This is a genomic window from Luteimonas granuli, from assembly GCF_007795095.1.
Taxonomy (GTDB): domain Bacteria; phylum Pseudomonadota; class Gammaproteobacteria; order Xanthomonadales; family Xanthomonadaceae; genus Luteimonas; species Luteimonas granuli.
Window position 1 is genome coordinate 2,171,685 of the sequence record NZ_CP042218.1, and the last position, 26,076, is coordinate 2,197,760.

A 26,076-nucleotide genomic window follows, 5' to 3' on the forward strand; every position below is an offset into this window, starting at 1 on the left:
TTCGGCATCGACCTCGACATCGGCCTTGTCTCGACGTCGCGTCGCCGTCGCCGTTGCTGTTGCCCTTGCTCTCCTCCAGACCGCGACCAGAGATCGGGCCCGCCGCGGAGGCAGGGGGGATGCCCAGAGCCGGCCATGGATGGCCGGCGGCCGGATTCGGTAGCAGGACGCGCACGCTTCCGGCTGGGCATCCCCCCTGCCTCCGCGGCGGGCTGCGGCCAACTCACCGGAGCGGCGGCCCCGGCCTCCGCGGCGGGCGGCGCGAACCTCGACGGAGCGTCCCTCACTTGGGAGATGAACCTTGAACTGGCCGGCTTGGGACCGCATCTGCGGAGTATTGCCGGCCGTCGCCGGCCCACATCCGAGGCAACCCGATGCGAATGGACAGACTCACCTCGCGCTTCCAGCAGGCGCTGGCCGACGCGCAGTCGTTGGCCGTGGGCCGCGACCACAACCTGATCGAACCGGCCCACGTGCTCACGGCCCTGCTGGACGAACAGGGCGGCGGCAGCGGGCCGCTGCTGGCGCAGGCCGGCGTCAACGTGCCCCTGCTGCGCGAGCGCCTGGGCGAGATCCTGGAGAAGCTGCCGAAGGTCTCCGGCCAGGCTGGACAAGTGTCGCTGGGCAACGACCTCGGGAGGCTGCTCAACGTCACCGACAGGCTGGCGCAGCAGCGCGGCGACTCGTTCATCGCCTCCGAGCTGTTCCTGCTCGCGGCGCTGGACGACGGCGGCGACGCCGGGCGCGCGCTGAAGGCCGCGGGCGGCGACAGGGCGCGCCTGGAGGTCGCGATCGAGGCCATGCGCGGCGGCGAGAAGGTCCAGGACGCCAGCGCCGAGGAGGCCCGCCAGGCGCTGGAGAAGTACACCATCGACCTGACCGCGCGCAGCGAGAAGGGCAAGCTCGACCCGGTGATCGGCCGCGACGAGGAGATCCGACGCACCATCCAGGTGCTGCAGCGGCGGACCAAGAACAACCCGGTGCTGATCGGCGAGCCGGGCGTGGGCAAGACCGCGATCGTCGAAGGCCTGGCGCAGCGCATCGTCAACAACGAGGTGCCCGAGGGCCTGCGCGGCAAGCGCGTGCTGTCGCTCGACATGGGCGCGCTGATCGCCGGCGCCAAGTACCGCGGCGAATTCGAGGAGCGGCTGAAGGCGGTGCTCAACGACCTGGCCAAGAACGAGGGCCAGATCATCCTCTTCATCGACGAGCTGCACACCATGGTCGGCGCCGGCAAGGCCGAGGGCGCGATGGACGCCGGCAACATGCTGAAGCCGGCGCTGGCCCGCGGCGAGCTGCACTGCATCGGCGCGACCACGCTCGACGAGTACCGCAAGTACATCGAGAAGGACGCGGCGCTGGAGCGGCGCTTCCCAGAAGGTGTTCGTGGGCGAGCCCTCGGTCGAGGACACGATCGCGATCCTGCGCGGGCTGAAGGAGAAGTACGCGGTCCACCACGGCGTCGAGATCACCGACCCGGCGATCGTGGCCGCGGCGACGCTGTCGCACCGCTACATCGCCGACCGCCAGCTGCCGGACAAGGCCATCGATCTGATGGACGAGGCCGCCAGCCGCATCCGCATGGAGATCGACTCCAAGCCCGAGGAGCTCGACCGGCGCGAGCGCCGCCTGATCCAGCTCAAGATCCAGCGCGAGGCCCTGAAGAAGGAGAAGGACGAGGCCTCGAAGCAGCGCCTGGCCGATCTCGAGAGCGAGATCGAGGTGATGGAGCGCGAGTACAACGACCTCGAGGAAGTCTGGAAGGCCGAGAAGGCCACGCTGCAGGGTGCGACGAAGATCAAGGAGCAGATCGAGGCCGCCAAGCTCGAACTCGAGGCCGCGCAGCGCCGGCAGGACTTCGCGAAGATGAGCGAGATCCAGTACGGCCGGCTGCCCGAGCTGGAAAAACAGGCGCACGCCGCGCAGGAGGCCGAAACCCGCGGCTTCACCCTGCTGCAGGACAAGGTGACCGAAGACGAGATCGCCGAGGTGGTCAGCCGCTGGACCGGCATCCCGGTAGCGAAGATGCTGGAAGGCGAGCGCGACAAGCTGCTGCGCATGGAGCAGGTGCTGCACGCGCGCGTGGTCGGCCAGGACGAGGCGGTCAAGGTGGTGTCCGACGCGGTGCGCCGCGCGCGCGCCGGCCTGGCCGATCCCGCCCGGCCGGATGGTTCGTTCCTGTTCCTGGGCCCCACCGGCGTCGGCAAGACCGAGCTGTGCAAGGCGCTGGCCGAGTTCCTGTTCGATTCCAGCGACGCCATGGTGCGCATCGACATGAGCGAGTTCATGGAGAAGCACTCGGTGTCGCGGCTCGTCGGTGCCCCCCCGGGCTACGTGGGCTATGAGGAAGGCGGCTATCTCACCGAGGCGGTCCGCCGCCGTCCCTACAGCGTGATCCTGCTCGACGAGGTCGAGAAGGCGCACCCGGACGTGTTCAACATCCTGCTCCAGGTGCTCGACGACGGTCGCCTGACCGACGGCCAGGGGCGCACGGTGGACTTCCGCAACACCGTGATCGTGATGACGTCGAACCTGGGCAGCCAGATGATCCAGGAGCTCGGCGGCGACGATTCGCCCGAGGCCTACACGCAGATGAAGGCCTCGGTGATGGCCGTGGTCCAGGCACACTTCCGGCCGGAGTTCATCAACCGCCTCGACGACATCGTCGTCTTCCACGCGCTGGACAAGGCGCAGATCCGGGAGATCGCTCGGATCCAGATGCGCGGGCTGGAGAAGCGGCTGGGCGAGCGCGGGATCCGCATCGAGGTGTCCGAGGCGGCGTTCGAGCTGCTGGGCAACGTGGGCTTCGACCCGGTGTACGGCGCGCGGCCGCTGAAGCGCGCGATCCAGCAGCAGCTGGAGAACCCGCTGGCGCAGAAGATCCTGGCCGGGGAGTTCGGCAGCGGCGACACCGTCCGCGTCGACGCCGAGGCCGGCAGGCTCGCCTTTGCGAGGGGCTAGGAGGCGGCAGCGCGGGGGAGCGGTAGGGCGGGGTGGCCATCACCATCTCCGCCAGGGAGTAGGCGAGCTCGCGTTCGGCGAGGACCGCGCCGTCGGCGCCGTGCGCCAGCAGGTGCTTCACCTCGGCGTCGCTGTGGGCGCGGGCGAGGACGGTGATCGCGGGGTTCAGGGCCTTCAGGCGGGCGATCGTCTCGCCGGCCTCGAGCGCGTTGGGGATCGCGAACACCGCCATCGCCGCGCGGTCCGGCGCGGTCTCCAGCATCACCGGCTCCGACGCCACGTTGCCGCGCACGGCATGCAGGCCGGCCTCGCGCGCGACGGCCACCAGTTCGGCATCGTCCTCGACCACCACCAGCGGTACGCCGCGGCCGTGGAGCAGGCTGGCCAGCTGCCGGCCGACGCGCCCGTAGCCGACTACGATGGCATGTCCCGAGATCGAGTCCGGCAGGTGGTGGCTGGCGGCGTCCTCCGCCACTTCGCGCGCGGCGGCGCGGGCGGCCTCGGCGTCCGCCCTGGACTGCTGCCGCGCCAGCCAGCGGTCGACCACGCCGAAGGCCAGGGGGTTGAGCATGATCGAGACCAGGGCACCGGCCAGCACCAGGTCCTGGCCCTCGGGCGGCAGGATGCCCAGGCCCACGCCCAGCGCCGCGATGATGAAGGCGAACTCGCCGATCTGCGCCAGGCTGGCCGAGATCGTCAGTGCGGTCGACTTCGGATGCCCGAAGGCGCGGACGATGAGGTATGCCGCCGCCGACTTGCCGAACATGACGATGAGGGTGGTGGCCAGCACCAGCAGCGGCGCCTCGACCAGGATCGCGGGATCGAACAGCATCCCCACCGAGACGAAGAACAGCACCGCGAAGGCGTCGCGCATCGGCAGCGAATCCTGGGCCGCCTTGTGGCTGAGCTCGGACTCGTTGAGCAGCATGCCGGCGAAGAAGGCGCCGAGCGCGAACGAGACCCCGAACAGCTCGGCCGAGCCCAGTGCGATGCCGAGCGCGATCGACAGCACCGCCAGCGTGAACAGCTCGCGCGAGCCGGTGCCCGCGGTGCGCTCGAGCATCCACGGGATCACCCGCCGCCCGACGACCAGCATCACCGCCACGAACAGCCCCACCTGAACCAGGGTCTTGCCGATGGCGAGCAGCACTTCGCCCATCCGCACCGGTGCCTCGCCGGCGCCGCCGTAGACGCTGGCCACCGCGGGCATCAGCACCAGCGCGACCACGCAGGCCAGGTCCTCGACGATCAGCCAGCCGACCGCGATCCGCCCGCGGGTGGTGTCCAGCAGCCGCCGCTGCTCCATCGCCCGCAGCAGCACCACGGTGCTGGCCGTGGCCAGAGAGAAGCCGAAGACGATGCCCTGCAGCGTCGGCCAGCCGAGCATCGACGCCAGGCCCCAGCCCAGCAGCGTGGCCACGGTGATCTGCACCACCGCGCCGGGAATGGCGATGTGCCGCACCGCCATCAGGTCGCGGATGGAGAAGTGCAGGCCGACGCCGAACATCAGCAGGATGACGCCGAGCTCGGCCAGCTGCGGCGCCAGCGCCTGGTCGCCCACGAAGCCCGGGGTGAAGGGTCCGGCGATGATGCCCGCGACCAGGTAGCCCACCAGCGGCGACAGCTTCAGCCGGTGCGCGGCCAGGCCCAGGACGTAGGCCAGCACGAATCCGACCGTCAGGATCGCGAGGAGCTCGGTGTGGTGCGGCATCCGGGGGTCCGGTCGGGAATCCCGGAAGCATAATCGACGCCGGGTGACGCCGAGCGTCCATGGGCCGCCCCGCCGATACACTAGTGCGCCCCCGCACCGCCCCGGATCCCCCGCGTGATCTCCTTCCGCAACTTCGCCCTGCGCCGCGGCGAGCGCCTGCTGCTCTCCGACGTCGACCTGTCCCTGCACGCCGGCTGGCGGGTGGGCGTGGTCGGCCGCAACGGCACCGGCAAGTCCTCGCTGTTCGCCGCGGTGCGCGGCGAGGTCGAGCCCGACCGCGGCGACCTCGACCTGCCCTCGCGGTTGCGCATCGCTTCGATCGCGCAGGAGATGCCTTCGCTGCCGGATGCGGCGATCGACTTCGTGCTGGCCGGCGACGCCGCCGTGCACGCCGCGCTGCAGTCCGAGGCCAACGCCTTCGCCGCCGAGGACTGGGAGGCGGTGGCCGAGGCGCACCAGAGGCTGGAGGAGGTCGGCGGCTACGACGGCGCCGCGCGCGCCGGCAAGCTGCTGCACGGCCTGGGCTTCCCCGGCGAGGCGCAGCAGCGGCCGGTGTCGAGCTTCTCCGGCGGCTGGCGCGTGCGCCTGAACCTGGCGCGCGCGCTGATGACGCCCTCGGACGTGCTGCTGCTCGACGAGCCCACCAACCACCTCGACCTCGACGCCGTGCTCTGGCTCGAACAGTGGCTGATGAAGTACCAGGGCACGCTGCTGCTGATCTCGCACGACCGCGAGTTCCTCGACAACGTCAACACCCACACCATGCACCTGCACGGCGGCCGGGCGAAGCTCTACATCGGCAACTACACCAGCTTCGAGCGCCAGCGCGCCGAACAGCTGCGCCAGCAGCAGATCCAGCACGACAAGGTGCAGGCCGAGCGCGCCCACCTGCAGAGCTTCATCGACCGCTTCAAGGCCAGCGCCGCCAAGGCCGCGCAGGCGCAGTCGCGGGTCAAGCGCCTGGCCAAGCTGGCCGACACCGAGGCCGTGCGCGCCGAGCGCGAGGTGCGGATCGACTTCCCCGCGCCGGCGAAGCTGCCGCACGCGCTGCTGCGCCTGAACCATGCCGACTGCGGCTACGCCCCCGCTGAGCCGCCCCCCGTAGGAGCAGCTGCAGCTGCGACGGGAATCCCTGTGCCTGGCGTAGCAGCGGTCGCAGCTATAGCTGCTCCTGCAGGGGACGCGGGTACAGGGGGTGCGGGCGGTGCAGCGACGGTGATCCTGCGCGACGCCAACTTCGGCCTCGAGGCCGGCGACCGCATCGGCCTGCTCGGCCCCAACGGCGCCGGCAAGTCGACCCTGGTGAAGTCGCTGGTGGGCGATCTGCCGCTGCTCGCCGGCGAGCGCTACGCCCATCCGGACCTGCGCATCGGCTACTTCGCGCAGCACACCGTGGAGGCGCTGGTGGCCGGCACCTCGCCCATCGATCACCTGCGCGGGATCACGCCCGAGGCGTCGACCCAGGACTTCCGCAATTTCCTCGGCAAGTGGAGCTTCCCCGGCGACCGCGCGTTCGAGTCCATCGACGGCTTCAGCGGCGGCGAGCGCGCGCGGCTGGCGCTGGCGATGATCGCCTGGCGCCAGCCCAACGTGCTGCTGCTCGACGAGCCCACCAACCACCTCGACCTGGAAATGCGCGAGGCGCTGGCCGAGGCGCTCTCGGATTTCCCCGGCGCGATCGTGCTGGTCTCGCACGACCGGCACCTGATCGGCCTGGTCAGCGACACCTACTGGCGGGTGGCCGACGGCATGGTCCAGCCCTTCGACGGCGACCTCGACGACTACGCGGCGTGGCTCCGCTCGCGGCCGCAGGACGCGAAGGCGGCGGGGGCGGCAGGCGGGGCGAAGGCCGCGGCGGCGCCGCCGCCTCCACCAGCGCCTCCGCCCGCGCCCGGACCGACGAAGTCGAAGGTCAACCCGCACCGGCTGGCGCAGGCGGAAGCGCGCGTGGCGGCCCTGGAAGCAGCGATCGCCGGCATCGATGCCGATCTCGCCGCCCCCGCCTTCCACGAGGGCCCGGACGCGTCCGCGCGCGCCGCCGGGGCCGCCCGGCGACGCGCGGCCCTGGCCGCCGAGCTCGCCGAGGCCGAAACCGAACTGCTGGCCCTGTACGAGGCGGCCTGACCCTCGCGCCGACCCCGTTGACCTGGATCAACGCCCGGCCCGCGCGGCCTGGTGCATCCTGAGGGCGATCACAGGAGGAGTGCAGTCATGTACAAGCAGATCCTGATCCCCACCGACGGCTCCGAGCTTTCCCTCGGGGCGATCGAACAGGGGCTCGCCTTCGCCAGGGAAGTCGGCGCATCGGTGGTCTTTTTCACCGCCACCATGCCCATCCGCGTCTACGGCGTCACCGGCGAGCAGCTCGCCGGCGGCTACGAGGCCTATACGAAGATCGCGCGCGAGGAAGGCGCGCGTCGCCTGGCGCAGGCGGAGGAGCGCGCGAAAGCGGTGGGCGTGCCCTGCCAGTCGCGGATGGTCGAGAGCGAGCATCCCTGGGAGGCGATCATCGCGACCGCCGACGAGGCCGGCTGCGACCTGATCGCGATGGCCTCGCACGGCCGTCGCGGCCTCAGCGGCCTGGTGCTGGGCAGCGAAACGCTGAAGGTGCTGACGCACTCCACCATCCCGGTGCTGGTCTACAGGCAGGCGAAGACGGGCTGACGCGCGTTGCCCGCGGCGGGCGCGGAGGTTAGGGTGTCCGGATGGACATCTTCCGACTCTCCGCGCTTTCCGCCGCGCTGGTGGCCCTTGCCGCCTGCGCCCCGTCCAACGATCCGGCCGCGCCCGCCGCGGGCGACCCGCGCGCGGAAGCGCTCGACGCGGCGGTGCCCGACGCCGCGCCCGCCGATGCCTTCATGGCCGCGCTCGCCTCGCACTGCGGCCAGGCCTTCGCCGGCCGCATCGTCGCCAACGAGCCCGCCTCGCCCACGCCCGACGCCTTCGAGGGCAAGGAGCTGGTGATGCATGTGCGCGGCTGCGACGACCCGACGCGCGAACTGCGCGTGCCCTTCCACGTCGGCGACGACCATTCGCGCACGTGGGTGCTGACCCGCACCGACGCCGGCCTGCGCCTTAAGCACGACCACCGCCACCAGGACGGCAGTCCGGACGTGCAGACCATGTATGGCGGCGAGACCACCACGGGGGGCACGGCCGCGCGCCAGGAGTTCCCGGTGGACCAGGAGTCGATCGAGCTGTTCGGCCGCACCGGCGCGGACGTGTCCACCACCAACACCTGGGCGATGGAGATCGAGCCCGGCAGCCGCTTCCTGTACGAACTCTCGCGCCCGGAAGGCGGGCTGAACCCCACGGGGCGCCTGTTCCAGGTCGAGTTCGACCTGACGACGCCGGTGGCCGAGCCGCCCGCGCCCTGGGGCAGCACGGACTGACCCGGGCCGCCGCGGCTTGATTTGCGCGGGCGGGACCCCAGAATGCGGGCAGTTTCCGCTGTCTTCATTCTTCCCGCCCATGCCTATCTACGCCTACCGCTGCGCCGCCTGCGACCATGACTTCGACCGTCTGCAGAAGCTTTCCGACCCGGATCCGGACAGCTGCCCGGCCTGCGGCGTGAGCGGCGGCGTGGCGCGCCAGCTGACGGCGCCTTCGTTCCGGCTGGCCGGCAGCGGCTGGTACGAGACCGACTTCAAGAAGGACGGCGACCGCAAGCGCAACCTGGCCGAAGGCGGCGAGGGCGCCGGCAGGGCCGACGCCGGCGCGAAGCCGTCGGGCGATGCAGCGCCCAAGGGCGACGGGAGCCCCGGCACCGTCACGCCGAAGGCCGGCGCCGCTGCGGCAAAGGCCGACCCCGCGCCCGCCGCACCCTGACGCGGGAGCCGCCAGCGCGGTCCCCACCGTTAAACTATGCGGCTCCGCCTGACCGGCGGCCCGTTTTCCGCGTCCGGAGCCCCCATGCGTACCCACTTCTGCGGCCTGATCGACGAGTCGCTGATCGGCCAGACCGTCACCCTCTGCGGCTGGGCCGACGTCGCCCGCGACCTCGGCGGCCTGTGCTTCATCGACCTGCGCGACCATGAGGGCATCGTCCAGGTGGTGGCCGAGCCGTCGGACGCCGAGGGCAATGCGGCCGTGGTCGCCACGGCCGCGAAGGTGGGCTACGAGGACTGCCTGCGCGTGACCGGCAGCGTGCGCCGCCGCGAGTCTGTGAATCCGAAGATCCCGACCGGGCAGGTGGAGGTGGTCGCGACCGCGATCGAGGTGCTGAACAAGGCCGAGCCGCTGCCCTTCCACCACCATGAGAACCCGGGCGAGGACATCCGCCTGAAGTACCGCTACCTCGACCTGCGCAGCCCGGAAATGCAGCGCCGCATGCGCACGCGCACGAAGCTGGTCGCGGCGCTGCGTCGCTGGCTGGACGCGCGCGGCTTCCAGGACATCGAGACCCCGATCCTGACCAAGGCCACGCCCGAGGGCGCGCGCGACTTCCTGGTGCCCGCTCGCATGCACTCCGGCGAGTTCTACGCCCTGCCGCAGAGCCCGCAGCTGTTCAAGCAGATCCTGATGGTCGCCGGCTTCGACCGCTACTACCAGATCGCGCGCTGCTTCCGCGACGAGGCCCTGCGTGCCGACCGCCAGCTGGAGTTCACCCAGCTCGACATGGAGTTCGCCTGGGTCGACGAGAAAACCGTGCAGGACACGGTCGAAGGGATGGTGCGCGACGTGTTCCGCGAGGTGGCCGGCGTCGAACTCGACGCCTTCCCGCGCATGACCTGGGCCGAGGCCATGCGCCGCTACGGTTCCGACAAGCCGGACCTGCGCATCGCGCTGGAGCTGGTGGATGTGGACGCGCTGGTCAAGGACTCGCAGTTCAAGGTCTTCACCGATGCCGCCGGCGTGGACGGCATGCGCGTGTGCGCGCTGCGCATTCCCGGCGGCGCGGCGCTTTCGCGCAAACAGATCGACGAGTACGCCGCGCACGCGGCGAAGTACGGCGCGAAGGGCCTGGCCTACGCGAAGCTCGGCGAGGACGGTGCGGTGAACTCGCCGGTGGCCAAGTTCTTCGACGAGGCCGCGTTCGCGGCGCTGCTGGCGCACGTGGGCGCGGACAAGGGCGACATCGTGTTCTTCGGCGCCGGCGCCTTCAACACCGTCAGCGATTTCATGGGTGCGGTGCGCCTCAAGGCCGGCAGGGATTTCAAGCTGGTCGAGGACAGCTGGAAGCCGCTCTGGGTCACCGACTTCCCGATGTTCGAATGGGACGACGAGGCGCAGCGCTTCGTGGCCCTGCACCACCCCTTCACCGCGCCGGCCGTGGACGACGTCGACGAGTTGCGCGCCAACGCGCGTACCGCGACCAGCCGCGGCTACGACATGGTGCTCAACGGCAACGAGATCGGCGGCGGCTCGATCCGCATCCACCGCCCGGCGATGCAGTCGGCGGTGTTCGAGCTGCTGGGCATCGGCGCGGAGGAGCAGCAGGCCAAGTTCGGCTTCCTGCTCGACGCGCTGAAGTACGGCGCGCCGCCGCACGGTGGCATCGCCTTCGGTATCGACCGCATCGCCGCGCTCATGGCGGGCACCGAATCCATCCGTGACGTCATCGCCTTCCCCAAGACCACCACCGCGCAGTGCCTGATGACCGGCGCACCGTCGCCGATCGAGGACGCGCAGCTGGCGGAGGTGCACGTCGCGGTGCGGGCGAAGGACGGCGCTTAGGCGGGGATGGCGGCAGGGTCCCCCATGTCCATGACCATCCGCCGCGCCACCCCCGAAGACGCCGGGACCCTGTCCCGGCTCTCGGCGCGCACGTTCACCGAAACCTTCGGTCACCTCTATCCGCCGGAGGACCTTGCCGCCTTCATCGCCGAGGCCTACGCCGAAGACCGGCAGCGGGTGATCCTGTCGCATCCCGATTACGCGGTCTGGCTGCTGGAGGACGACGGCGAGGCCGTCGGCCATGCCGCAGCGGGCCCCTGCGGCCTGCCGCACCCGGAGGTCGCGCCCGGCGACGGCGAGCTCAAGCGCCTGTACCTGCTGGCCCCGTACCAGTCCGGCGGCTGGGGCGGGAAGATGTTCGACGCGGTGATGGAATGGCTGCAGCGCAACGGCCCCTGCGGCCTGTGGATCGGCGTCTGGTCCGGGAACCATGGCGCCCAGCGCTTCTACGCGCGCCGGGGCTTCGAGCCCGTGGGCGAATACCTGTTTCCGGTAGGCCGGGTCCGCGACCGTGAATTCATCCTGCGCCGCACGAAGCCGTACCCGGTGCACCGGGAATGAGTGTGCGATCGTCCGTCGCGGGTCGGGTCCTGCTGCTCCACGGCCTGTGGATGCCGCCGCTGGCGATGCGCCGCTTCGCGGCCGGGCTGCGCGCGCGGGGCTGGTCGACCGGCATCGTCGGCTACCGCAGCATCGTCGGCAGCACGGACGCGGCCGTGCGCGGCATCCGCGACCGACTGCGGAACGGCCCGCCGACGCACCTCGTCGGCCACAGTCTCGGCGGGCTGATGGCGCTCGAGGCACTGCGCGCCGAACCCTCCCTGCCGGTTGCGCGCGTCGCCTGCCTGGGCACGCCGCTGTGCGGGAGCGGCGTGGCGAAGGTGATGTCGCGCCGCGCGCTGACCACGCTGTACCTCGGCCGCAGCGCGGCGCTGCTGCGCGCCGGCTGCGTGGTGATGCCGCCCGGCGTCGACGTCGGCATGGTCGCCGGCCGCCGGCCGCGCGGACTGGGTGCCCTGGTGGCACGCTTCGAGGGCCCGCACGACGGCACGGTGGAGGTGGAGGAGACGCGGGCGCCGGGACTTGCCGACCACATCGTGATCGACGCCTCGCACAGCGGACTGCTGTTCTCGGACGAGGCGGTGCGGCAGGTGGCCGGGTTTCTGGCGCAGGGACGGTTCCCGCGGTGACCGCCGGCGCCTGCGGAGGGGCCGGCCTATAATCGCAGCCCTTCCATCAGGGTTCGCAGGCAGTTCCATGGCAGGTCATTCCAAGTGGGCGAACATCCAGCACCGCAAGAACGCGCAGGACGCGAAGCGGGGCAAGATCTTCACCAAGATCATCCGTGAGATCTCGGTCGCCGCGCGTGCCGGTGGCGGGGACCCCGCGGGGAATCCCCGCCTGCGCACCGCCATGGACAAGGCACTGGGCGCGAACATGACCAAGGACGTCATCGAGCGCGCCATCAAGAAGGCCACCGGCGAACTGGAAGGCGTCAGCTACGAAGAGATCCGCTACGAGGGCTATGCGCCCGGCGGCGTGGCGGTGATCGTCGACTGCCTGACCGACAACAAGGTGCGGACCGTGGCCGACGTGCGCCACGCCTTCGGCAAGTTCGGCGGCAATCTCGGCACCGACGGCTCGGTCGCCTTCATGTTCCGCAAGCTCGGCGTGCTCAGCTTCGCGCCGGGAGCGGACGAGGAGACGATCACCAACGCCGCGATCGAGGCGGGTGCCGAGGACATCGTCGTCTACCCGGAAGACGGCTCCATCGACGTGCTGGCCTCGCAGGAGGACTTCATCGCGGTGCGCGACGCGATGGCCGCCGCCGGCGTGGTCCCCGACCAGGCCGAGGTCACCATGCGCGCCGACAACGACGTCGCCGTGGAAGGCGAGACCGCGCAGCAGGTGGTCAAGCTGCTCGAATGGCTCGAGGACATCGACGACGTCCAGGCGGTCTACTCCAACGCCGACCTGGGCGAGGACGCCTACGCCTGATCCGGCGTAAGCTCGGCCACGTGACCAGGATCCTCGGCATCGACCCGGGCTCGCAGCGCACCGGCATCGGCATCATCGACGTCGACGCCGCCGGCCGCGCCACGCACGTCTTCCATGCCCCGCTGGACCTCCTGGCCGGCGCCGCCGCCGCGCGCGGCGACCTGCCCCAGCGCCTGCGCCGCCTGGTCGACGGCCTGCGCGCGATCGTCGAAGAGCACCGGCCGGACGAGGTCGCGATCGAGCAGGTGTTCGTGTCGAAGAACGCGGACTCCGCGCTCAAGCTCGGCCAGGCGCGCGGCGCCGCGATCTGCGCCGTGGTCATGCACGACCTGCCGGTGAGCGAGTACGGCGCGCGCCAGGTGAAGCTGGCCCTGGTCGGCAGCGGCGCCGCCGACAAGGCCCAGGTGCAACACATGGTCGGCGCCGTGCTGGGGCTCAAGGGCCGCCTGCAGGCCGACGCCGCCGACGCCCTGGCGATCGCCATCACCCACGCCCATACCCGCGCCAGCGCGCTGCGCCTGGGTATCGATGCACGACTGGCCTGGAGCCGCCGATGATCGGACGCCTGCGGGGCGTGCTCGCCCACAAGTCCCCGCCCTGGCTGGTGGTCGACGTCAACGGCGTCGGCTACGAGCTGGAGGCGCCCATGAGCACCTTCTACGAGCTGCCGGTGCTCGGGAAAGAGGTCTCGCTGTTCACGCACTACGCCCAGCGCGACGACTCGGTGTCGCTGTACGGCTTCGCGTCCGAGGCCGAGCGCCGCCTGTTCCGCGACGTGCAGCGGGTCAGCGGCATCGGCGCGAAGATCGCGCTGGCGATCCTGTCCGGCGCCAGCGTGGAGGAATTCGCGCGCCTGGTACAGGCCGGCGACGTGACCGCGCTGACCCGGATCCCGGGGATCGGCAAGAAGACAGCGGAGCGCATCGTGGTCGAGCTGCGCGACCGCGCCGAGGCGATCGTGGGCGGGGGGGCGGCGCTGCCCGCGGCCGGCGTGCCCGCCGATCCGCTGTCCGAGGCCACCGTGGCCCTGCAGCAGCTGGGCTACAAGCCGGCCGAGGCCCAGCGCATGGCGCGTGCCGCGCACACCGACGGCGACGCGGCGGAAACCATCATCCGAAAGGCGCTACAGTCCGCGCTTCGCTGAGTCGACCCGCCCCGGAATCCCCATGTCAGCAGGTACCCCGAAGCCGGCCGTCCCGATCCAGGGCGCACGAGGCCGCGCACAAGGAAACGGTGCCGCGCGCGCGGACGGCCGCGAGCGGCGCGCGGATGGCGGCCACGGCAAGATCGGCCTCACGGGTCTCGTCGTCGGCGCGATCGGCGTGGTCTTCGGCGACATCGGCACCAGCCCGCTGTACACCCTGCGCGAGGCCTTCAACCCGCACTACGGCCTGACCGCCGACCACGACACCGTGCTCGGCATCCTCTCGCTCGTCTTCTGGGCGCTCACGGTCGTGGTGACCTTCAAGTACGTCACCATCATCATGCGCGCCGACAACGAGGGCGAGGGCGGCATCATGGCGCTGATGGCGCTGGCCCAGCGCAGCCTGAAGCCCGGATCGAAGTCGGTGTACCTGGTCGGCCTGCTGGGTGTGTTCGGCGCCTCGCTGTTCTTCGGCGACGGCGTGATCACGCCGGCGATCTCGGTGCTGTCGGCGGTCGAGGGCCTGGAGGTCGTGGCACCCCGGCTCGGGAACTGGATCATCCCGATCACGGTGGTGGTGCTGGGCGTGCTGTTCGGGACCCAGCGTTTCGGCACCCACAGGGTCGGCCGGATCTTCGGCCCGGTGATGATCCTCTGGTTCCTGAGCCTGGCGGTGCTGGGGGTCGTCAACATCGTCCACGACCCGGAAGTGCTGAAGGCCATCAACCCGCTGTGGGGGGCGCGCTTCTTCGTCGAGCACAGCTGGGGCGGGGTGTTCATCCTCGGCGCGGTGGTGCTGGCGGTCACCGGCGGCGAGGCGATCTACACCGACATGGGCCACTTCGGCGCCCGGCCCATCCGGCTCGGCTGGTACTGGTTCGTCCTGCCCTCGCTGATGCTCAACTACCTGGGCCAGGGCGCGCTGGTGCTCGAGGATCCCGAGGCGATCCGCAACCCGTTCTTCATCGGAGTGCCGGAGTGGGGCCGCTGGCCGATGATCGTGCTCGCCACCGCGGCGACGGTGATCGCCTCGCAGGCGGTGATCACCGGCGGCTTCTCGGTGGCGCGCCAGGCCATGCAGTTGGGCTACATCCCGCGCATGCGCATCCAGCACACCTCCAGCGAGACCATCGGCCAGATCTACATTCCTGCCATCAACTGGTCGATGGCGGTGATCGTGATCCTGCTGGTGCTGAGCTTCCGGACCTCGTCGGCGCTGGCCACCGCCTATGGCATCTCGGTATCGATGACGATGCTGATCGACACCCTGCTGCTGGCGATCGTCGCGCGCGCGCTGTGGCCGAAGGCGCGGCGCTGGGTGCTGCCATCCTGCGTCGGATTCTTCTTCTTCGACGTCGCCTTCGTGGTCGCCAACGGCGCCAAGATCCCGCAGGGCGGCTGGTTCCCGGTGGTGCTGGGCATCGTGCTGTTCACCCTGCTGCGGACCTGGCGCCGGGGCCGCCAGATCCTGCGCGAGGCCGTGCAGGCGGACGGCCTGCGCCTGGACACCTTCATCAGCGGCCTGATGCTGGCGCCGCCGGTGCGGGTGCCGGGCACGGCCATCTTCATGACCAGCGATCCGGGCGTGGTGCCGCACGCCTTGATGCACAACCTCAAGCACAACAAGGTGCTGCACGAGCGCAACCTGTTCCTGACGGTGGAAACGCTGACCGTGCCGTATGCGCCCCGCGAGCGCCGGATCGAACTGCACGGCATCGGCGACGATTTCTACCGGGTGGCGGTGCGCTTCGGCTTCATGGAGATGCCGGACGTGCCGCTGGCGCTGATGAGCGGGTGCGACATCGAAGGCCTGGACGTGGACCCGATGGAAACCACGTACTTCACGAGCCGCGAATCCATCGTGGCATCCCGCCACGTGGGGATGCCGCTGTGGCGGGCGCGGGTCTTCGCGGTGATGCACCGCAATGCCGCACCGGCCAACGCATACTTCCGCATTCCCGGCAACCGCCTCGTGGAGCTTGGATCCCAGGTGGAAATCTGAGCTGGTCACTGCGCGGCATAGACGCTAGGCTTTGCGTCCATCAAGCCAATGCCAGCGGAGCGCGCCTTGGACGCGGAAACCGGCCAGCCGACCCAGCGAAGGGAGCTGATCCTCTTCCTTTTCATCACCGTGGTGCTGTTCCCGATCCTCTCGGTGATGATCGTCGGCGGCTACGGCTTCGCCGTCTGGTTCTGGCAGATGTTCGTCGCCGGGCCACCGACCGGTTGAGCATGGGACGTGCTGTTGCCAGCCCCGTCGCGACCAGCCTCCCGGACCCCGGGCGCCGGGCCCTGCTGCGCGGCCGCCTGCACGGGCCGCCGCCGCTGCGCCCGCCCTGGGCGCTGGACGAACCGCGTTTCGTCGATGCCTGCACCGGCTGCGGCGATTGCGTGACCGCCTGTCCCGAGAATGTGCTGCACCTTGGCGGCGGCCGGCTGCCGGAATTCGATCCCGGTCGCGGCGAATGCACCTTCTGCGGCGACTGCGCGTCGGCCTGCGCCGCGCCGGCGTTCAACTCCGTTTCCGCGCTTCCCTGGACGCTGCGCGCGCGGGTGGGCGAGGCCTGCCTGACCGCTCGCGGCATCGTCTGCTCCAGCTGCCGCGACGCCTGTGGCGAAGCCGCGATCCGCTTTCCGCCCACACGCGCCGTCCCGGTGCCGCGCATCGACGCCGACCGCTGCACCGGCTGCGGTGCCTGCGTCGCCGGCTGTCCGAGCGCCGCCATCAGCCTCGCCCATGCGCCGCGGGAGGTGGCCGATGAAGCCTGATGCCGCCCGCCGCGAGTGGCACCTCGCCAGCCTGGTGGTCCGCCACCATCCCGAAGCCCTGCCGGCGCTGGCCGAGGCGGTCGACGCCGCCGAAGGCCTGGAGATCGCGCTGCAGGACGAGACCCGCAGCGTGCTGGTCCAGGAAAGCGACGGCACCGCCGGCCTGATGGCCAACATCGACATGCTGCACGCCCTGCCGGGCGTCGTGACCGTCAACCTCGTCTACCACCACATCGAGCCACAGGAGCCGACTGGATGACCACCAGCCGCCGCGAATTCATCCGCAACACCGCCGTCGCCAGCGCCGCCGCCGCCGCGGGCCTGCCGCTGCCGGCGAAGCTCGCCGAAGCGGTGGTTGAGGGCAACCGCGAACTGAAATGGAGCAAGGCGCCGTGCCGCTACTGCGGCACCGGCTGCGGCATCAACGTCGCGGTGCGCAACGGCCGCGTGGTCGCCACCCACGGCGACGTGCTGGCCGAAGTGAACAAGGGCCTGAACTGCGTCAAGGGCTATTTCCTCTCCAAGGTGATGTACGGCGCCGACCGCCTGACCACGCCACTGCTGCGCAAGCGCGACGGCGTCTTCCACAAGGAGGGCGAGTTCACCCCGGTGAGCTGGGACGAGGCCTTCGACGTGATGGAGGAGAAGTTCCGCGCGGTGCTGAAGGCCAAGGGCGGCGACGGCATCGGCATGTTCGGCTCCGGCCAGTGGACGGTGTGGGAGGGCTACGCGGCCAACAAGCTGATGAAGGCCGGCTTCCGCAGCAACCACATCGATCCCAACGCGCGCCACTGCATGGCGTCCGCGGTCACCGGCTTCATGCGCACCTTCGGCATGGACGAGCCGATGGGCTGCTACGACGACATCGAGGCCGCGGACGCCTTCGTGCTCTGGGGCTCGAACATGGCCGAGATGCACCCGATCCTCTGGACCCGGGTGACCGACCGCCGGCTGTCTAACCCGCACGTCAAGGTCGCGGTGCTGTCGACATTCGAGCACCGCAGCTTCGACCTCGCCGACATCCCGATGGTGTTCAAGCCCCAGACCGACCTGGTGATCCTGAACTACATCGCCAACCACATCATCCGGTCGGGCAAGGTCAACCGCGACTTCGTCGACAGGCACACCACCTTCAAGCGCGGCAACGACGACATCGGCTACGGCCTGCGCCCCGAGCATCCGCTGCAGGTGGCGGCGAAGAACGCCGACGACGCCAACGGCGGCACGCCGATCGGCTTCGACGAGTTCGCGGCCTTCGTCGCGCCGTACACGCTGGAGAAGGCGGTCGAGATGACCGGCGTCGAGCGCGGCTGGCTGGAGCAGCTGGCCGAGCTGTACGCGAACCCCGACATCAAGGTGATGTCGTTCTGGACCATGGGCTTCAACCAGCACACGCGCGGCACGTGGGCCAACAACATGGTCTACAACATCCACCTGCTGACCGGGAAGATCGCGACCCCGGGCAACAGCCCGTTCTCGCTGACCGGGCAGCCTTCCGCCTGCGGCACCGCGCGCGAGGTCGGAACCTTCAGCCACCGCCTGCCCGCGGACATGGTGGTGACCAACCCCGAGCACCGGGCGATGGCCGAGGACATCTGGAAGGTCCCGCGCGGGATCATCAAGGAGAAGGTCGGCTACCACGCGGTCGAGCAGAACCGCGCGCTGAAGGACGGCAAGCTCAACGCCTACTGGGTGCAGGTCAACAACAACATGCAGGCTTCGGCCAACATCCTCGAAGAGGGCTACCCGGGCTATCGCAACCCGGACAACTTCATCGTGGTGTCCGATGCCTATCCCACCGTCACCTGCCAGGCGGCGGACCTGATCCTGCCCACGGCGATGTGGGTGGAGAAGGAGGGCGCCTACGGCAACGCGGAGCGCCGCACGCACTTCTGGCACCAGCTGGTCGACGCGCCGGGCGAGGCGAGGTCGGACCTCTGGCAGCTGATGGAGTTCTCCAAGCGCTTCACCACCGACGAGTGCTGGCCGGAGGAGGTCCTGGCCGCCAATCCGGAGTTCCGCGGCAAGACCCTGTTCGAGGTGCTGTTCCGCAACGGCAAGGTCGACGCCTTCGGCGTGGACGAGATCGAAGCGGGCTACGCCAACCACGAGGCCGAGGCCTTCGGCTTCTACCCGCAGAAGGGCCTGTTCGAGGAATACGCCGAATTCGGCCGCGGCCACGCCCACGACCTCGCGCCCTTCGACACCTACCATCAGGTCCGCGGCCTGCGCTGGCCGGTGGTCGACGGCAAGGAGACCCGCTGGCGCTACCGCGAGGGCGAGGATCCGTACGTCAAGCCCGGTGCAGGCTTCGAGTTCTATGGCAACCCCGACGGCAAGGCGGTGATCTGGGCGCTGCCCTACGAGCCGCCGGCCGAGTCCCCGGACGACGAGTACGACCTGTGGCTGGTCACCGGGCGCGTGCTGGAACACTGGCACTCTGGCTCGATGACCATGCGCATCCCGGAGCTGTACCGGGCGGTGCCCTCGGCGGTGGTGTTCATGCACCCCGACGACGCGAAGGCGCGCGGGCTCAAGCGCGGCGACGAGGTCGAAGTGGCCTCGCGCCGCGGCGCCATGCGCACCCGCGTCGAGACCCGCGGCCGCAACCGCATGCCGCGCGGCGTGGTCTTCGTGCCCTGGTTCGACGCCGCCCAGCTGATCAACAAGGTCACGCTGGACGCGACCGACCCGATCTCCAAGCAGACCGACTTCAAGAAGTGCGCGGCCAAGGTCGTCGCGGTGGGAGCCTGACATGCGCCTGATATCGACGACCCGTGCCCTGGCCGCCCTGCTGGCGGTCGCCGTGCTGCCGCTGCTGCTCGCCGCCTGCGGCGAGCGCGATGCCGGCCCCGAGATCCGCCCGCCCGCGCCGCCGGTCAGCGCACGCGGCAACCCCGCCCATGACATCGACCCGTTGCGCCGGAACGTGCCCATCACCACCGAGGTCACGCCGCTGCCGCTGGCCAACGTCGAGAACTTCGACATGACGCGCCAGCGCGCCTACCCCATGCAGCCGCCGACCATCCCGCACAGCATCGACGGCTACCAGGTGGACCTGAACTCCAACCGCTGCATGCTCTGCCACGCGCGCAGCACCGCCGCGGATTTCCAGGCGCCCCCGGTCAGCGTGACCCACTACATGGACCGGGACGACCAGTTCCTGGCCGAGGTGTCGCCGCGGCGCTACTTCTGCGTGCAGTGCCATGTGACCCAGACCGACGCGCAACCGCTGGTGGCCAACGGCTTCAGGGACATCGACGAGGTCCTGCGTTCGGAGCGCATGCAATGAGGCTGGTGCGGCGCACCCGCGAGGGGCTGGTCTCGTTCTGGGGGCAGTTCAACCGGCCGGCCCGCACGCTGAGCCTGGGCTTCCTGACCCTGGGCGGCTTCATCGCGGGCATCGTGTTCTGGGGCGGCTTCAACACCGCGCTGGAGGCGACCAACACGGAAGCCTTCTGCACCAGCTGTCACGAGATGGAGGCCAACGTCTTCGAGGAGCTGAAGCCCACCATCCACTACAGCAACCGCTCCGGCGTGCGGGCCAGCTGTCCCGACTGCCACGTGCCGCATGACTGGACCGACAAGATGGCGCGCAAGATGCAGGCTTCGAAGGAGGTCTGGGGCAAGGTCTTCGGCACCATCAACACCCGCGAGAAGTTCCTCGACAACCGTCTGAAGCTGGCCCAGCACGAGTGGGACCGGCTCAAGGCCAATGACTCGCTGGAATGCCGCAACTGCCACGACTACAACTCGATGGACCTGACCCGCCAGGCCACCCGTGCCGCCTTCATCCACCGCAGCTACCTGGCCACGGGGCAGGCGACCTGCATCGACTGCCACAAGGGCATCGCCCACAGGCTGCCCGACATGACCGGCATTCCGCAGGGGATCCAGGCGGGGTCGGCCGCGACGACGACCGGCCTGCCGTCACCGCACTGACCGCGTCCTGCTCCTGTAGGAGCGGCTACAGCCGCGAAGCTTTCTGTAGGGGCGGCTGGGCTACAGCCGCGACGGCGAGGAGTCCCGTTCGCGGCTATAGCCGCTCCTGCAGTCCGTGGAAACGGAGGTGCCCGCGCGCCGGCCGGCGTGAGAACATGGCGCCATGAGCGAAGAGCGGATCATCGGCGGCGGGGCCACCCGCGAGGACGCCGCCATCGAGGCCTCGATCCGCCCCCAGCGGCTGGATGACTACCTCGGGCAGAAGCCCGTGCGCGAGCAGATGTCGATCTACATCGAGGCCGCGAAGCGCCGGGGCGAGGCCATGGACCATGTCCTGATCTTCGGCCCGCCGGGGCTGGGCAAGACCACCCTCAGCCACGTGATCGCCAACGAGCTCGGCGTCGGCCTGCGGGTCACTTCCGGCCCGGTGATCGAGAAGGCCGGGGACCTGGCGGCGCTGCTGACCAACCTGCAGCCACACGACGTGCTCTTCATCGACGAGATCCACCGGCTCTCGCCCGTGGTCGAGGAGGTGCTGTACCCGGCGATGGAGGACTTCCAGATCGACATCATGATCGGCGAGGGTCCCGCGGCGCGCTCGATCAAGCTCGACCTGCCACCGTTCACCCTGATCGGCGCCACCACCCGCGCGGGGCTGCTGACCGCGCCCCTGCGCGACCGCTTCGGCATCGTCCAGCGGCTGGAGTTCTACAGCGCCGAGGAGCTGACGCGGATCGTGCGCCGCTCGGCGCAGATCCTGGGCATCGACTGCGAGGCCGAAGGGGCCGCCGAGATCGCACGCCGTTCGCGCGGCACGCCGCGCATCGCCAACCGCCTGCTGCGGCGGGTGCGCGACTTCGCGCAGGTCCGCGCCGGCGGGCGCATCGACACGCCGGTGGCCGCGGCCGCCATGCAGATGCTCAAGGTCGACCCGGAAGGCTTCGACGACCTCGACCGGCGCCTGCTCAACCTCATCATCGAGAACTTCGACGGCGGCCCGGTGGGCGTGGAGTCGCTCGCCGCGGCGCTGAGCGAGGAGCGCGGCACGCTCGAGGACGTGATCGAACCCTACCTGATCCAGCAGGGCTTCCTGGTGCGCACCGCGCGCGGGCGCATGGCCACGCAGAAGGCGTGGCGCCACCTGGGGCTGCAGCCGCGTGACCAGGCTGCGGAGGGATTGTTCTGAACGCCTCCGGTTCGCCTCTGTTCATCCTCCCTGCCAGGGTCTACTGGGAAGATACCGACGCCGGCGGCGTGGTGTACCACGCCCGGTACGTGGCCTTCCTCGAACGCGCGCGCAGCGAATGGATGCGCAGCCTCGGCTACGGGCAGCAGGCCCTGATCGACGGGCTCGACCTGGTGTTCGCCGTGCGCGACATGCAGCTCGACTTCCGCCGGCCCGCTCGCCTGGACGACGCGCTCGGGGTCACCGTGGCGCTGGCGCGGGTGCGCCGGGCCAGCGTCGAGTTCGCACAGGAAGTGCGGTGCGAGGGCGAGGTGCTGGCCACGGCGCAGGTGCGGGTTGCGGCGATCGACGCGCGCAGCTTCCGGCCACGGGCGCTGCCGGACGAGCTGTACGGACAATTCAAATCCCTGGAATCGAACGCGGAGCAAGATCGATGAGTGCAACGGCCATCCTGATGCAGGCGAGCAGCGTGGAACCCCTGCCCGAGGAGGCCCCGGCCGACAGCGTGGCGCTGGCGGCCGACGCCGTGAACCAGGCCGCGGCCGTTCCGGCCGCCGGCGGCGAACTCGACCTCGTCCAGCTGATCCTGCACGCCTCGCTGCCGGTGCAGCTGGTGATGCTGCTCCTGCTGTTTGCGTCGATCGCCTCGTGGGTGATCATCTTCCGCAAGAAGCGGATGCTCGACCGCGCCGAGAAGGAAGCCGACCGCTTCGAGGAGCGCTTCTGGTCCGGCGCCGACCTCGGCAAGCTCTACAGCGCCGCCAGCGAGCGCAACCGCGAGGTCGAGGGCCTGGAGTCGATCTTCGAGGCCGGCTTCCGCGAGTACAGCCGCAGCGGCCAGCGTCGCGGCGCCGACAGCCGGGTGAAGCTGGAAGGCGCCCAGCGCGGCATGCGCGTGGCCAGCTCGCGCGAACTGGACGACCTCGAGCACAACCTCGAGTTCCTCGCCAACGTCGGCTCGATCGCGCCCTATGTCGGCCTTCTGGGAACGGTCTGGGGCATCATGATCGCCTTCCAGGGCCTGGCCAACGTCAAGGAAGCGACCATCGCCAGCGTGGCGCCGGGCATTTCCGAGGCGCTGATCGCGACCGCCATGGGCCTGTTCGCGGCGATCCCGGCGGTCTGGGCCTACAACCGCTTCGCGACCAAGGTCGAGCGCATCGCCGGGCGCTACGACGCCTTCTCCGATGAGTTCTCCTCGATCCTGGAGCGCCAGTCCTCGGCCGGCGAGGCCTGATCCGATGAGCGTCCGTGCCCGCCGCGGCAAGCGCCGCAAACTCAAGAACGAGATCAACGTCGTGCCCTACATCGACGTGATGCTCGTGCTGCTGATCATCTTCATGGTCACCGCGCCGCTGATGAACCTGGGCGTGGACGTGCAGCTGCCCGAGTCAAACGCCAAGTCGATCACCGAGCAGAAGGATCCGGTGGTGGTGAGCGTGGATCGCGACGGCAACTATTTCCTGGCCATCGAGACCGGGAACAACCAGGCCGTCGACGTGGACACCCTGGGCGCCCGGGTCCGCGCGCTCGTGGCGAACAATCCGGACGTGGCGGTCTACGTCGCCGCCGACGGCGCCGGCAGCTACCAGAACGTGATGGACGCGATGGTGCTGCTGCAGAACGCCGGCGTCGAGCGCGTCGGCCTGATGAGCCAGCCCAGGCAGGACGGCACCCGCTGATGCGAGAGCAACGCGCCGATACCACGCGCGCGGTGGTGCTGGCCCTGCTGCTCCACGTCGCGCTGTTCGCGCTGATGTTCGCCGGCCTGTGGTGGACGCGCAGCGCGGCGCCGCTGTCCGCGGCCGGGTCGCCGATCAGCGCCGAGCTGATCGACGTCAGCGACCTGTCGCCGGCGATGCAGCGCACGCTGCAGCGGCGGCCCGAACCGGTTCCGCCCGAGCCCTTGCCCGTCCCGGAACCGGAGCCGGTCGTGGTCGAGGACGCGACGCCCGAGCCGCAGCCGATCCCGGTGCCGCTGCCCGAGGACGCCCCGGTCGAGCCGCAGCCGACGCCCCAGGTGCAGGTGCCCGAGCCCTCGCCCGTGGACCAGGAGGCGGTGCGCCGCGATGCCATCGCACGCGAGACCGCCGAGCGCGAGCAGGAAGCGAAGCGCCGCCAGGAGCAGATCGACCTGACCGAGCGCAAGCGCCAGGAGGAGGCCGAGCAGAAGCGCCGGCTTGCCGAGCAGAAGCTCGCCGAGATCCGCCGGCAGCGCGAGCAGGCACAGCGCGAGCAACGAGAGGCGGAGCGGCGGCTGGAGCGGATCGCGCAGAGCCGGGCCGAGCAGGCCCCGGACCCGGCCCCCGCGGCCGGCACGCCGCCACCCGGCAACCAGGGCGTGGACCCGGGCCTCTCCGCCCGCTATGCGGCCGCGATCCAGGAAGCCATCCTGCGCAACTGGACGCGGCCGGAGAACGTTCCGCTCGGGCAGAAGTGCCGCATCGTCATCACCCAGGTGCGTGGCGGCACGGTGGTCCGGGTCGAGGTCTCGCCGACCTGTCCGTTCGACGACCTCGGCCGGCGCTCGGTGGAAGCGGCGGTCCTCAAGGCGCAGCCGCTGCCCTATGCCGGCTTCGAGTCCGTTTTCAACCGGACCCTCAATCTCAACTTCGAGGCGCAGGACCGGTAGCCGGGGGACGCGGCGTCTCCGCATGCCCGCGCGTCCCGGATCCATTCATCCTTGTGAGCGCCTTCACGGCCATGCTGTCACCCTTTGCCGCCATTTCCCGGAGCCCGGTATGACCCCATTCCAACGCCGGACGAGCACGACCACGCGCGCGTGGTTCGCCGCCTGCCTCGCACTCCTCCTGCCGTTCGCCGCCGCGGCGCAACAGGGCGGCCTCGAGATCGACATCGTCGGCGGCAACCCGCAGGCGCTGCCGATCGCGGTGGTGCCCATGCCCTACCAGGGCGCCGGCACGCCGCCGGATACCGATGTCGCCCGCGTGGTCCGCGAGGACCTGGCGCGCTCCGGCCAGTTCCGCGGCCTGCCCGAGCAGGACATGATCGACCGGCCCACGCGTGGCAGCGAAGTCGACTACGCGACCTGGCGCATGCTGCAGCAGGATTTCCTGGTGGTCGGCCGCGTGGTCGACGCCGGCGGCGGCGCCTACCGCGTCGAGTACGAGCTGTTCGACGTGGCGAAGCAGGAGCGCCTGCTGGGCATCGCCATGACCGGCCGCGCCAACGCGATGCGCGACGTCGCCCACCAGATGGCCGATGCCATCTACGAGAAGATCCTCGGGGTGCGCGGCGCGTTCTGGACCCGGATCGCCTACGTGACCTCCACCGGCACCGGCGAGAACATCAACTATGCGCTGATGGTCGCCGACGCCGACGGCCACAACCCGCAGGTGGTGGTGCGTTCGACCGAGCCGCTGATGTCGCCGGACTGGAGCCCGGACGGCCGCCGGCTGGCCTATGTCTCCTTCGAGCACAACCAGAACTCGGCCATCTACATCCAGGACCTCGCCACCGGCGCCCGCGAGCGGGTGGCCAGCTTCCGCGGCATCAACAGCTCGCCGGCGTTCTCCCCCGACGGCAGCAGGCTGGCGCTGACCCTGTCGCGCAGCGGCAGCCCCGAGATCTACGTCATGGACCTGGCGAGCAGGGCCCTGACCCAGCTGACCAACGAGATGGGCATCGACACCGAGCCCACCTGGAGCGCCGACGGCGCCAGCATCTACTTCACTTCCGACCGCGGCGGACGGCCGCAGGTCTACCAGGTTCCGGCCGGCGGCGGCAGCGCCAGCCGGGTGACCTTCCAGGGCAGCTACAACGCCAGCCCCACCGTGTCCTTCGACGGCGCGAAGATCGCCGTGGCGCAGGGTTCAGGGAACGTATATCGTATTGCGTTGCTGGACCGCAGCCTCGGCACGCCGCGCTGGTCCACGCTGTCGCCGGGGTCGCTCGATGAATCGCCGAGCTTCGCACCGAACGCCAGCATGGTCCTGTATGCGGGAAGGGAGGGCACCAGGGGAGTCCTGTATGCCGTTTCCGCCGACGGACGCGTCCGCCAGCGGCTTGTGCTTGCCGACGGGAACGTCCGCGAGCCGGCGTGGGGGCCGTACCGCGAACGTTAATATTCCGTGCACGGCCGATACAGCAATATGAATGCACTGCCCATCCGCAGAAGGATCGACGACAGATGAATACCCCAACCCGCGTACTGCTCATGGCTCTGCTCTGCACGGCCGCCGTTGCATGCTCCAAGAAGGTCAAGGAAGAGCCGCCGGTCGCTACCCCGACCGCCCCCGCCACCACCCAGCCGGCCGCCACCACGGGCGTCTACGGTCCCGAGGACCTGGATACCGATGCCTGCCTGCGCCAGCGCACGATCTATTTCGATTTCGACCAGGATGCCCTGCGCCCCGAGTTCCAGGCGGCCATGGCTTGCCACGCCAAGTACCTGCGTGACCGTCCCTCGGCCCGCATCACCCTCGAAGGCCATGCCGACGAGCGCGGCAGCCGCGACTACAACCTCGGTCTGGGCGAGCGCCGCGGCAATGCCGTGTCGTCCGCGCTGCAGGCCAACGGTGGTTCGGCCGGCCAGCAGACGGTGACCAGCTACGGCGAGGAGCGCCCGACCTGCACCGCCTCGAACGAGGACTGCTGGGCCCAGAACCGCCGCGTCGAGATCACCTATACCGCCCGCTGAACCGGCGGTACAGGCAAGCAGCACGTCGG

General features: G+C 70.3%; 24 protein-coding genes and 2 pseudogenes. 25 read left to right on the plus strand and 1 reads right to left on the minus strand.

Annotated elements, in window-relative coordinates; genetic code table 11:
• Positions 1 to 374 precede the first annotated feature (374 nt).
• A pseudogene (clpB, locus tag FPZ22_RS09995) lies at positions 375 to 2,961 on the plus strand (ATP-dependent chaperone ClpB).
• A gap of 4 nt (positions 2,962 to 2,965) precedes the next feature.
• Here the strand turns inward: clpB and ybaL are convergent.
• A pseudogene (ybaL, locus tag FPZ22_RS10000) lies at positions 2,966 to 4,672 on the minus strand (YbaL family putative K(+) efflux transporter); the annotation flags it as partial.
• A gap of 138 nt (positions 4,673 to 4,810) precedes the next feature.
• On the opposite strand from ybaL, the gene FPZ22_RS10005 reads away from it, so the two are divergent.
• The 24 genes from FPZ22_RS10005 to pal all read left to right on the plus strand — a co-directional run bounded on the left by FPZ22_RS10005 (position 4,811) and on the right by pal (position 26,047).
• Entirely contained in the window at positions 4,811 to 6,796 is a 1,986-nt protein-coding gene (locus tag FPZ22_RS10005; RefSeq protein ID WP_144894114.1) for an ABC-F family ATP-binding cassette domain-containing protein, read from the plus strand.
• Between the two features lie 87 nt (positions 6,797 to 6,883).
• Entirely contained in the window at positions 6,884 to 7,336 is a 453-nt protein-coding gene (locus FPZ22_RS10010; RefSeq protein WP_144892619.1) for a universal stress protein, read from the plus strand.
• Positions 7,337 to 7,377: 41 nt separating this feature from the next.
• Positions 7,378 to 8,064 carry a hypothetical protein gene (locus FPZ22_RS10015; RefSeq protein ID WP_144892621.1) on the plus strand — a complete coding sequence of 229 codons (687 nt, stop codon included), beginning with the start codon at positions 7,378 to 7,380 and terminating at the stop codon, positions 8,062 to 8,064.
• 79 nt (positions 8,065 to 8,143) lie between these two features.
• Entirely contained in the window at positions 8,144 to 8,500 is a 357-nt protein-coding gene (locus tag FPZ22_RS10020) for an FmdB family zinc ribbon protein (protein ID WP_144892623.1), read from the plus strand.
• An 84-nt stretch (positions 8,501 to 8,584) separates the two neighbouring features.
• Complete coding sequence (gene aspS, locus FPZ22_RS10025) at positions 8,585 to 10,348, plus strand: aspartate--tRNA ligase (protein WP_144892625.1); 1,764 nt, start codon at positions 8,585 to 8,587, stop codon at positions 10,346 to 10,348.
• Positions 10,349 to 10,372: 24 nt separating this feature from the next.
• Entirely contained in the window at positions 10,373 to 10,909 is a 537-nt protein-coding gene (locus FPZ22_RS10030; protein WP_168198983.1) for a GNAT family N-acetyltransferase, read from the plus strand.
• Positions 10,906 to 11,538, plus strand: a complete 633-nt coding sequence (locus FPZ22_RS10035; RefSeq protein WP_144892629.1) for an esterase/lipase family protein — start codon at positions 10,906 to 10,908, stop codon at positions 11,536 to 11,538. Before FPZ22_RS10030 ends, FPZ22_RS10035 begins: the two co-directional genes overlap by 4 nt.
• Positions 11,539 to 11,605: 67 nt before the next feature.
• On the plus strand, positions 11,606 to 12,346 hold the full coding sequence (locus FPZ22_RS10040; RefSeq protein ID WP_144892630.1) for a YebC/PmpR family DNA-binding transcriptional regulator: 741 nt from the start codon (positions 11,606 to 11,608) through the stop codon (positions 12,344 to 12,346).
• Between the two features lie 20 nt (positions 12,347 to 12,366).
• Positions 12,367 to 12,903 carry a crossover junction endodeoxyribonuclease RuvC gene (gene ruvC, locus FPZ22_RS10045; RefSeq protein WP_144892632.1) on the plus strand — a complete coding sequence of 179 codons (537 nt, stop codon included), beginning with the start codon at positions 12,367 to 12,369 and terminating at the stop codon, positions 12,901 to 12,903.
• The gene (ruvA, locus tag FPZ22_RS10050) at positions 12,900 to 13,490 is read left to right on the plus strand and encodes a Holliday junction branch migration protein RuvA (protein WP_144892634.1); all 591 of its coding nucleotides are present in this window, start codon (positions 12,900 to 12,902) and stop codon (positions 13,488 to 13,490) included. Before ruvC ends, ruvA begins: the two co-directional genes overlap by 4 nt.
• Before the next feature lie 22 nt (positions 13,491 to 13,512).
• Positions 13,513 to 15,492: a potassium transporter Kup gene (locus FPZ22_RS10055; RefSeq protein WP_144892636.1), complete on the plus strand. Its 1,980-nt coding sequence runs from the start codon at positions 13,513 to 13,515 to the stop codon at positions 15,490 to 15,492.
• 66 nt (positions 15,493 to 15,558) lie between these two features.
• Positions 15,559 to 15,720, plus strand: coding sequence for a periplasmic nitrate reductase, NapE protein (locus tag FPZ22_RS10060; protein ID WP_342779176.1), 162 nt, complete (start codon positions 15,559 to 15,561; stop codon positions 15,718 to 15,720).
• A 2-nt stretch (positions 15,721 to 15,722) separates the two neighbouring features.
• On the plus strand, positions 15,723 to 16,259 hold the full coding sequence (gene napF / locus FPZ22_RS10065; protein ID WP_144892638.1) for a ferredoxin-type protein NapF: 537 nt from the start codon (positions 15,723 to 15,725) through the stop codon (positions 16,257 to 16,259).
• A complete protein-coding gene (locus FPZ22_RS10070; RefSeq protein WP_144892639.1) occupies positions 16,249 to 16,518 on the plus strand; it encodes a chaperone NapD in 270 nt (89 codons plus the stop codon). Before napF ends, FPZ22_RS10070 begins: the two co-directional genes overlap by 11 nt.
• Positions 16,515 to 19,013: a periplasmic nitrate reductase subunit alpha gene (gene napA, locus FPZ22_RS10075; protein WP_144892641.1), complete on the plus strand. Its 2,499-nt coding sequence runs from the start codon at positions 16,515 to 16,517 to the stop codon at positions 19,011 to 19,013. The genes FPZ22_RS10070 and napA overlap by 4 nt, the downstream gene beginning before the upstream one ends.
• 1 nt (position 19,014) lies before the next feature.
• Positions 19,015 to 19,551 carry a nitrate reductase cytochrome c-type subunit gene (locus FPZ22_RS10080; protein ID WP_144892643.1) on the plus strand — a complete coding sequence of 179 codons (537 nt, stop codon included), beginning with the start codon at positions 19,015 to 19,017 and terminating at the stop codon, positions 19,549 to 19,551.
• On the plus strand, positions 19,548 to 20,201 hold the full coding sequence (locus FPZ22_RS10085; RefSeq protein ID WP_144892645.1) for a cytochrome c3 family protein: 654 nt from the start codon (positions 19,548 to 19,550) through the stop codon (positions 20,199 to 20,201). The genes FPZ22_RS10080 and FPZ22_RS10085 overlap by 4 nt, the downstream gene beginning before the upstream one ends.
• 163 nt (positions 20,202 to 20,364) lie before the next feature.
• Entirely contained in the window at positions 20,365 to 21,387 is a 1,023-nt protein-coding gene (gene ruvB, locus FPZ22_RS10090; RefSeq protein ID WP_144892647.1) for a Holliday junction branch migration DNA helicase RuvB, read from the plus strand.
• Positions 21,378 to 21,824, plus strand: coding sequence for a tol-pal system-associated acyl-CoA thioesterase (gene ybgC / locus FPZ22_RS10095; RefSeq protein ID WP_144892649.1), 447 nt, complete (start codon positions 21,378 to 21,380; stop codon positions 21,822 to 21,824). The genes ruvB and ybgC overlap by 10 nt, the downstream gene beginning before the upstream one ends.
• Positions 21,821 to 22,624: a protein TolQ gene (gene tolQ / locus FPZ22_RS10100; RefSeq protein WP_144892651.1), complete on the plus strand. Its 804-nt coding sequence runs from the start codon at positions 21,821 to 21,823 to the stop codon at positions 22,622 to 22,624. The genes ybgC and tolQ overlap by 4 nt, the downstream gene beginning before the upstream one ends.
• Before the next feature lie 4 nt (positions 22,625 to 22,628).
• Positions 22,629 to 23,069, plus strand: coding sequence for a protein TolR (gene tolR, locus FPZ22_RS10105; protein WP_144892653.1), 441 nt, complete (start codon positions 22,629 to 22,631; stop codon positions 23,067 to 23,069).
• Positions 23,069 to 24,019: a TonB C-terminal domain-containing protein gene (locus tag FPZ22_RS10110; RefSeq protein WP_144892655.1), complete on the plus strand. Its 951-nt coding sequence runs from the start codon at positions 23,069 to 23,071 to the stop codon at positions 24,017 to 24,019. The genes tolR and FPZ22_RS10110 overlap by 1 nt, the downstream gene beginning before the upstream one ends.
• Before the next feature lie 109 nt (positions 24,020 to 24,128).
• Complete coding sequence (gene tolB / locus FPZ22_RS10115) at positions 24,129 to 25,472, plus strand: Tol-Pal system beta propeller repeat protein TolB (RefSeq protein WP_144892657.1); 1,344 nt, start codon at positions 24,129 to 24,131, stop codon at positions 25,470 to 25,472.
• Positions 25,473 to 25,537: 65 nt separating this feature from the next.
• Positions 25,538 to 26,047, plus strand: coding sequence for a peptidoglycan-associated lipoprotein Pal (gene pal / locus FPZ22_RS10120; RefSeq protein WP_144892659.1), 510 nt, complete (start codon positions 25,538 to 25,540; stop codon positions 26,045 to 26,047).
• Positions 26,048 to 26,076: the final 29 nt, after the last annotated feature.

Excerpts from the sequence above, each read along its gene's own strand:
- FPZ22_RS10040 (WP_144892630.1), top strand. The coding sequence starts at position 11,606 with ATGGCAGGTCATTCCAAGTGGGCGAACATCCAGCACCGCAAGAACGCG.
- FPZ22_RS10055 (WP_144892636.1), top strand. The coding sequence starts at position 13,513 with ATGTCAGCAGGTACCCCGAAGCCGGCCGTCCCGATCCAGGGCGCACGA.
- pal (WP_144892659.1), top strand. The coding sequence starts at position 25,538 with ATGAATACCCCAACCCGCGTACTGCTCATGGCTCTGCTCTGCACGGCC.
- FPZ22_RS10030 (WP_168198983.1), top strand. The coding sequence starts at position 10,373 with ATGTCCATGACCATCCGCCGCGCCACCCCCGAAGACGCCGGGACCCTG.
- ruvA (WP_144892634.1), top strand. The coding sequence starts at position 12,900 with ATGATCGGACGCCTGCGGGGCGTGCTCGCCCACAAGTCCCCGCCCTGG.
- tolQ (WP_144892651.1), top strand. The coding sequence starts at position 21,821 with ATGAGTGCAACGGCCATCCTGATGCAGGCGAGCAGCGTGGAACCCCTG.
- FPZ22_RS10080 (WP_144892643.1), top strand. The coding sequence starts at position 19,015 with ATGCGCCTGATATCGACGACCCGTGCCCTGGCCGCCCTGCTGGCGGTC.
- napA (WP_144892641.1), top strand. The coding sequence starts at position 16,515 with ATGACCACCAGCCGCCGCGAATTCATCCGCAACACCGCCGTCGCCAGC.
- FPZ22_RS10015 (WP_144892621.1), top strand. The coding sequence starts at position 7,378 with ATGGACATCTTCCGACTCTCCGCGCTTTCCGCCGCGCTGGTGGCCCTT.
- FPZ22_RS10010 (WP_144892619.1), top strand. The coding sequence starts at position 6,884 with ATGTACAAGCAGATCCTGATCCCCACCGACGGCTCCGAGCTTTCCCTC.
- aspS (WP_144892625.1), top strand. The coding sequence starts at position 8,585 with ATGCGTACCCACTTCTGCGGCCTGATCGACGAGTCGCTGATCGGCCAG.
- FPZ22_RS10020 (WP_144892623.1), top strand. The coding sequence starts at position 8,144 with ATGCCTATCTACGCCTACCGCTGCGCCGCCTGCGACCATGACTTCGAC.
- tolB (WP_144892657.1), top strand. The coding sequence starts at position 24,129 with ATGACCCCATTCCAACGCCGGACGAGCACGACCACGCGCGCGTGGTTC.
- ruvB (WP_144892647.1), top strand. The coding sequence starts at position 20,365 with ATGAGCGAAGAGCGGATCATCGGCGGCGGGGCCACCCGCGAGGACGCC.
- FPZ22_RS10070 (WP_144892639.1), top strand. The coding sequence starts at position 16,249 with ATGAAGCCTGATGCCGCCCGCCGCGAGTGGCACCTCGCCAGCCTGGTG.
- FPZ22_RS10035 (WP_144892629.1), top strand. The coding sequence starts at position 10,906 with ATGAGTGTGCGATCGTCCGTCGCGGGTCGGGTCCTGCTGCTCCACGGC.
- FPZ22_RS10110 (WP_144892655.1), top strand. The coding sequence starts at position 23,069 with ATGCGAGAGCAACGCGCCGATACCACGCGCGCGGTGGTGCTGGCCCTG.
- tolR (WP_144892653.1), top strand. The coding sequence starts at position 22,629 with ATGAGCGTCCGTGCCCGCCGCGGCAAGCGCCGCAAACTCAAGAACGAG.
- napF (WP_144892638.1), top strand. The coding sequence starts at position 15,723 with ATGGGACGTGCTGTTGCCAGCCCCGTCGCGACCAGCCTCCCGGACCCC.
- FPZ22_RS10085 (WP_144892645.1), top strand. The coding sequence starts at position 19,548 with ATGAGGCTGGTGCGGCGCACCCGCGAGGGGCTGGTCTCGTTCTGGGGG.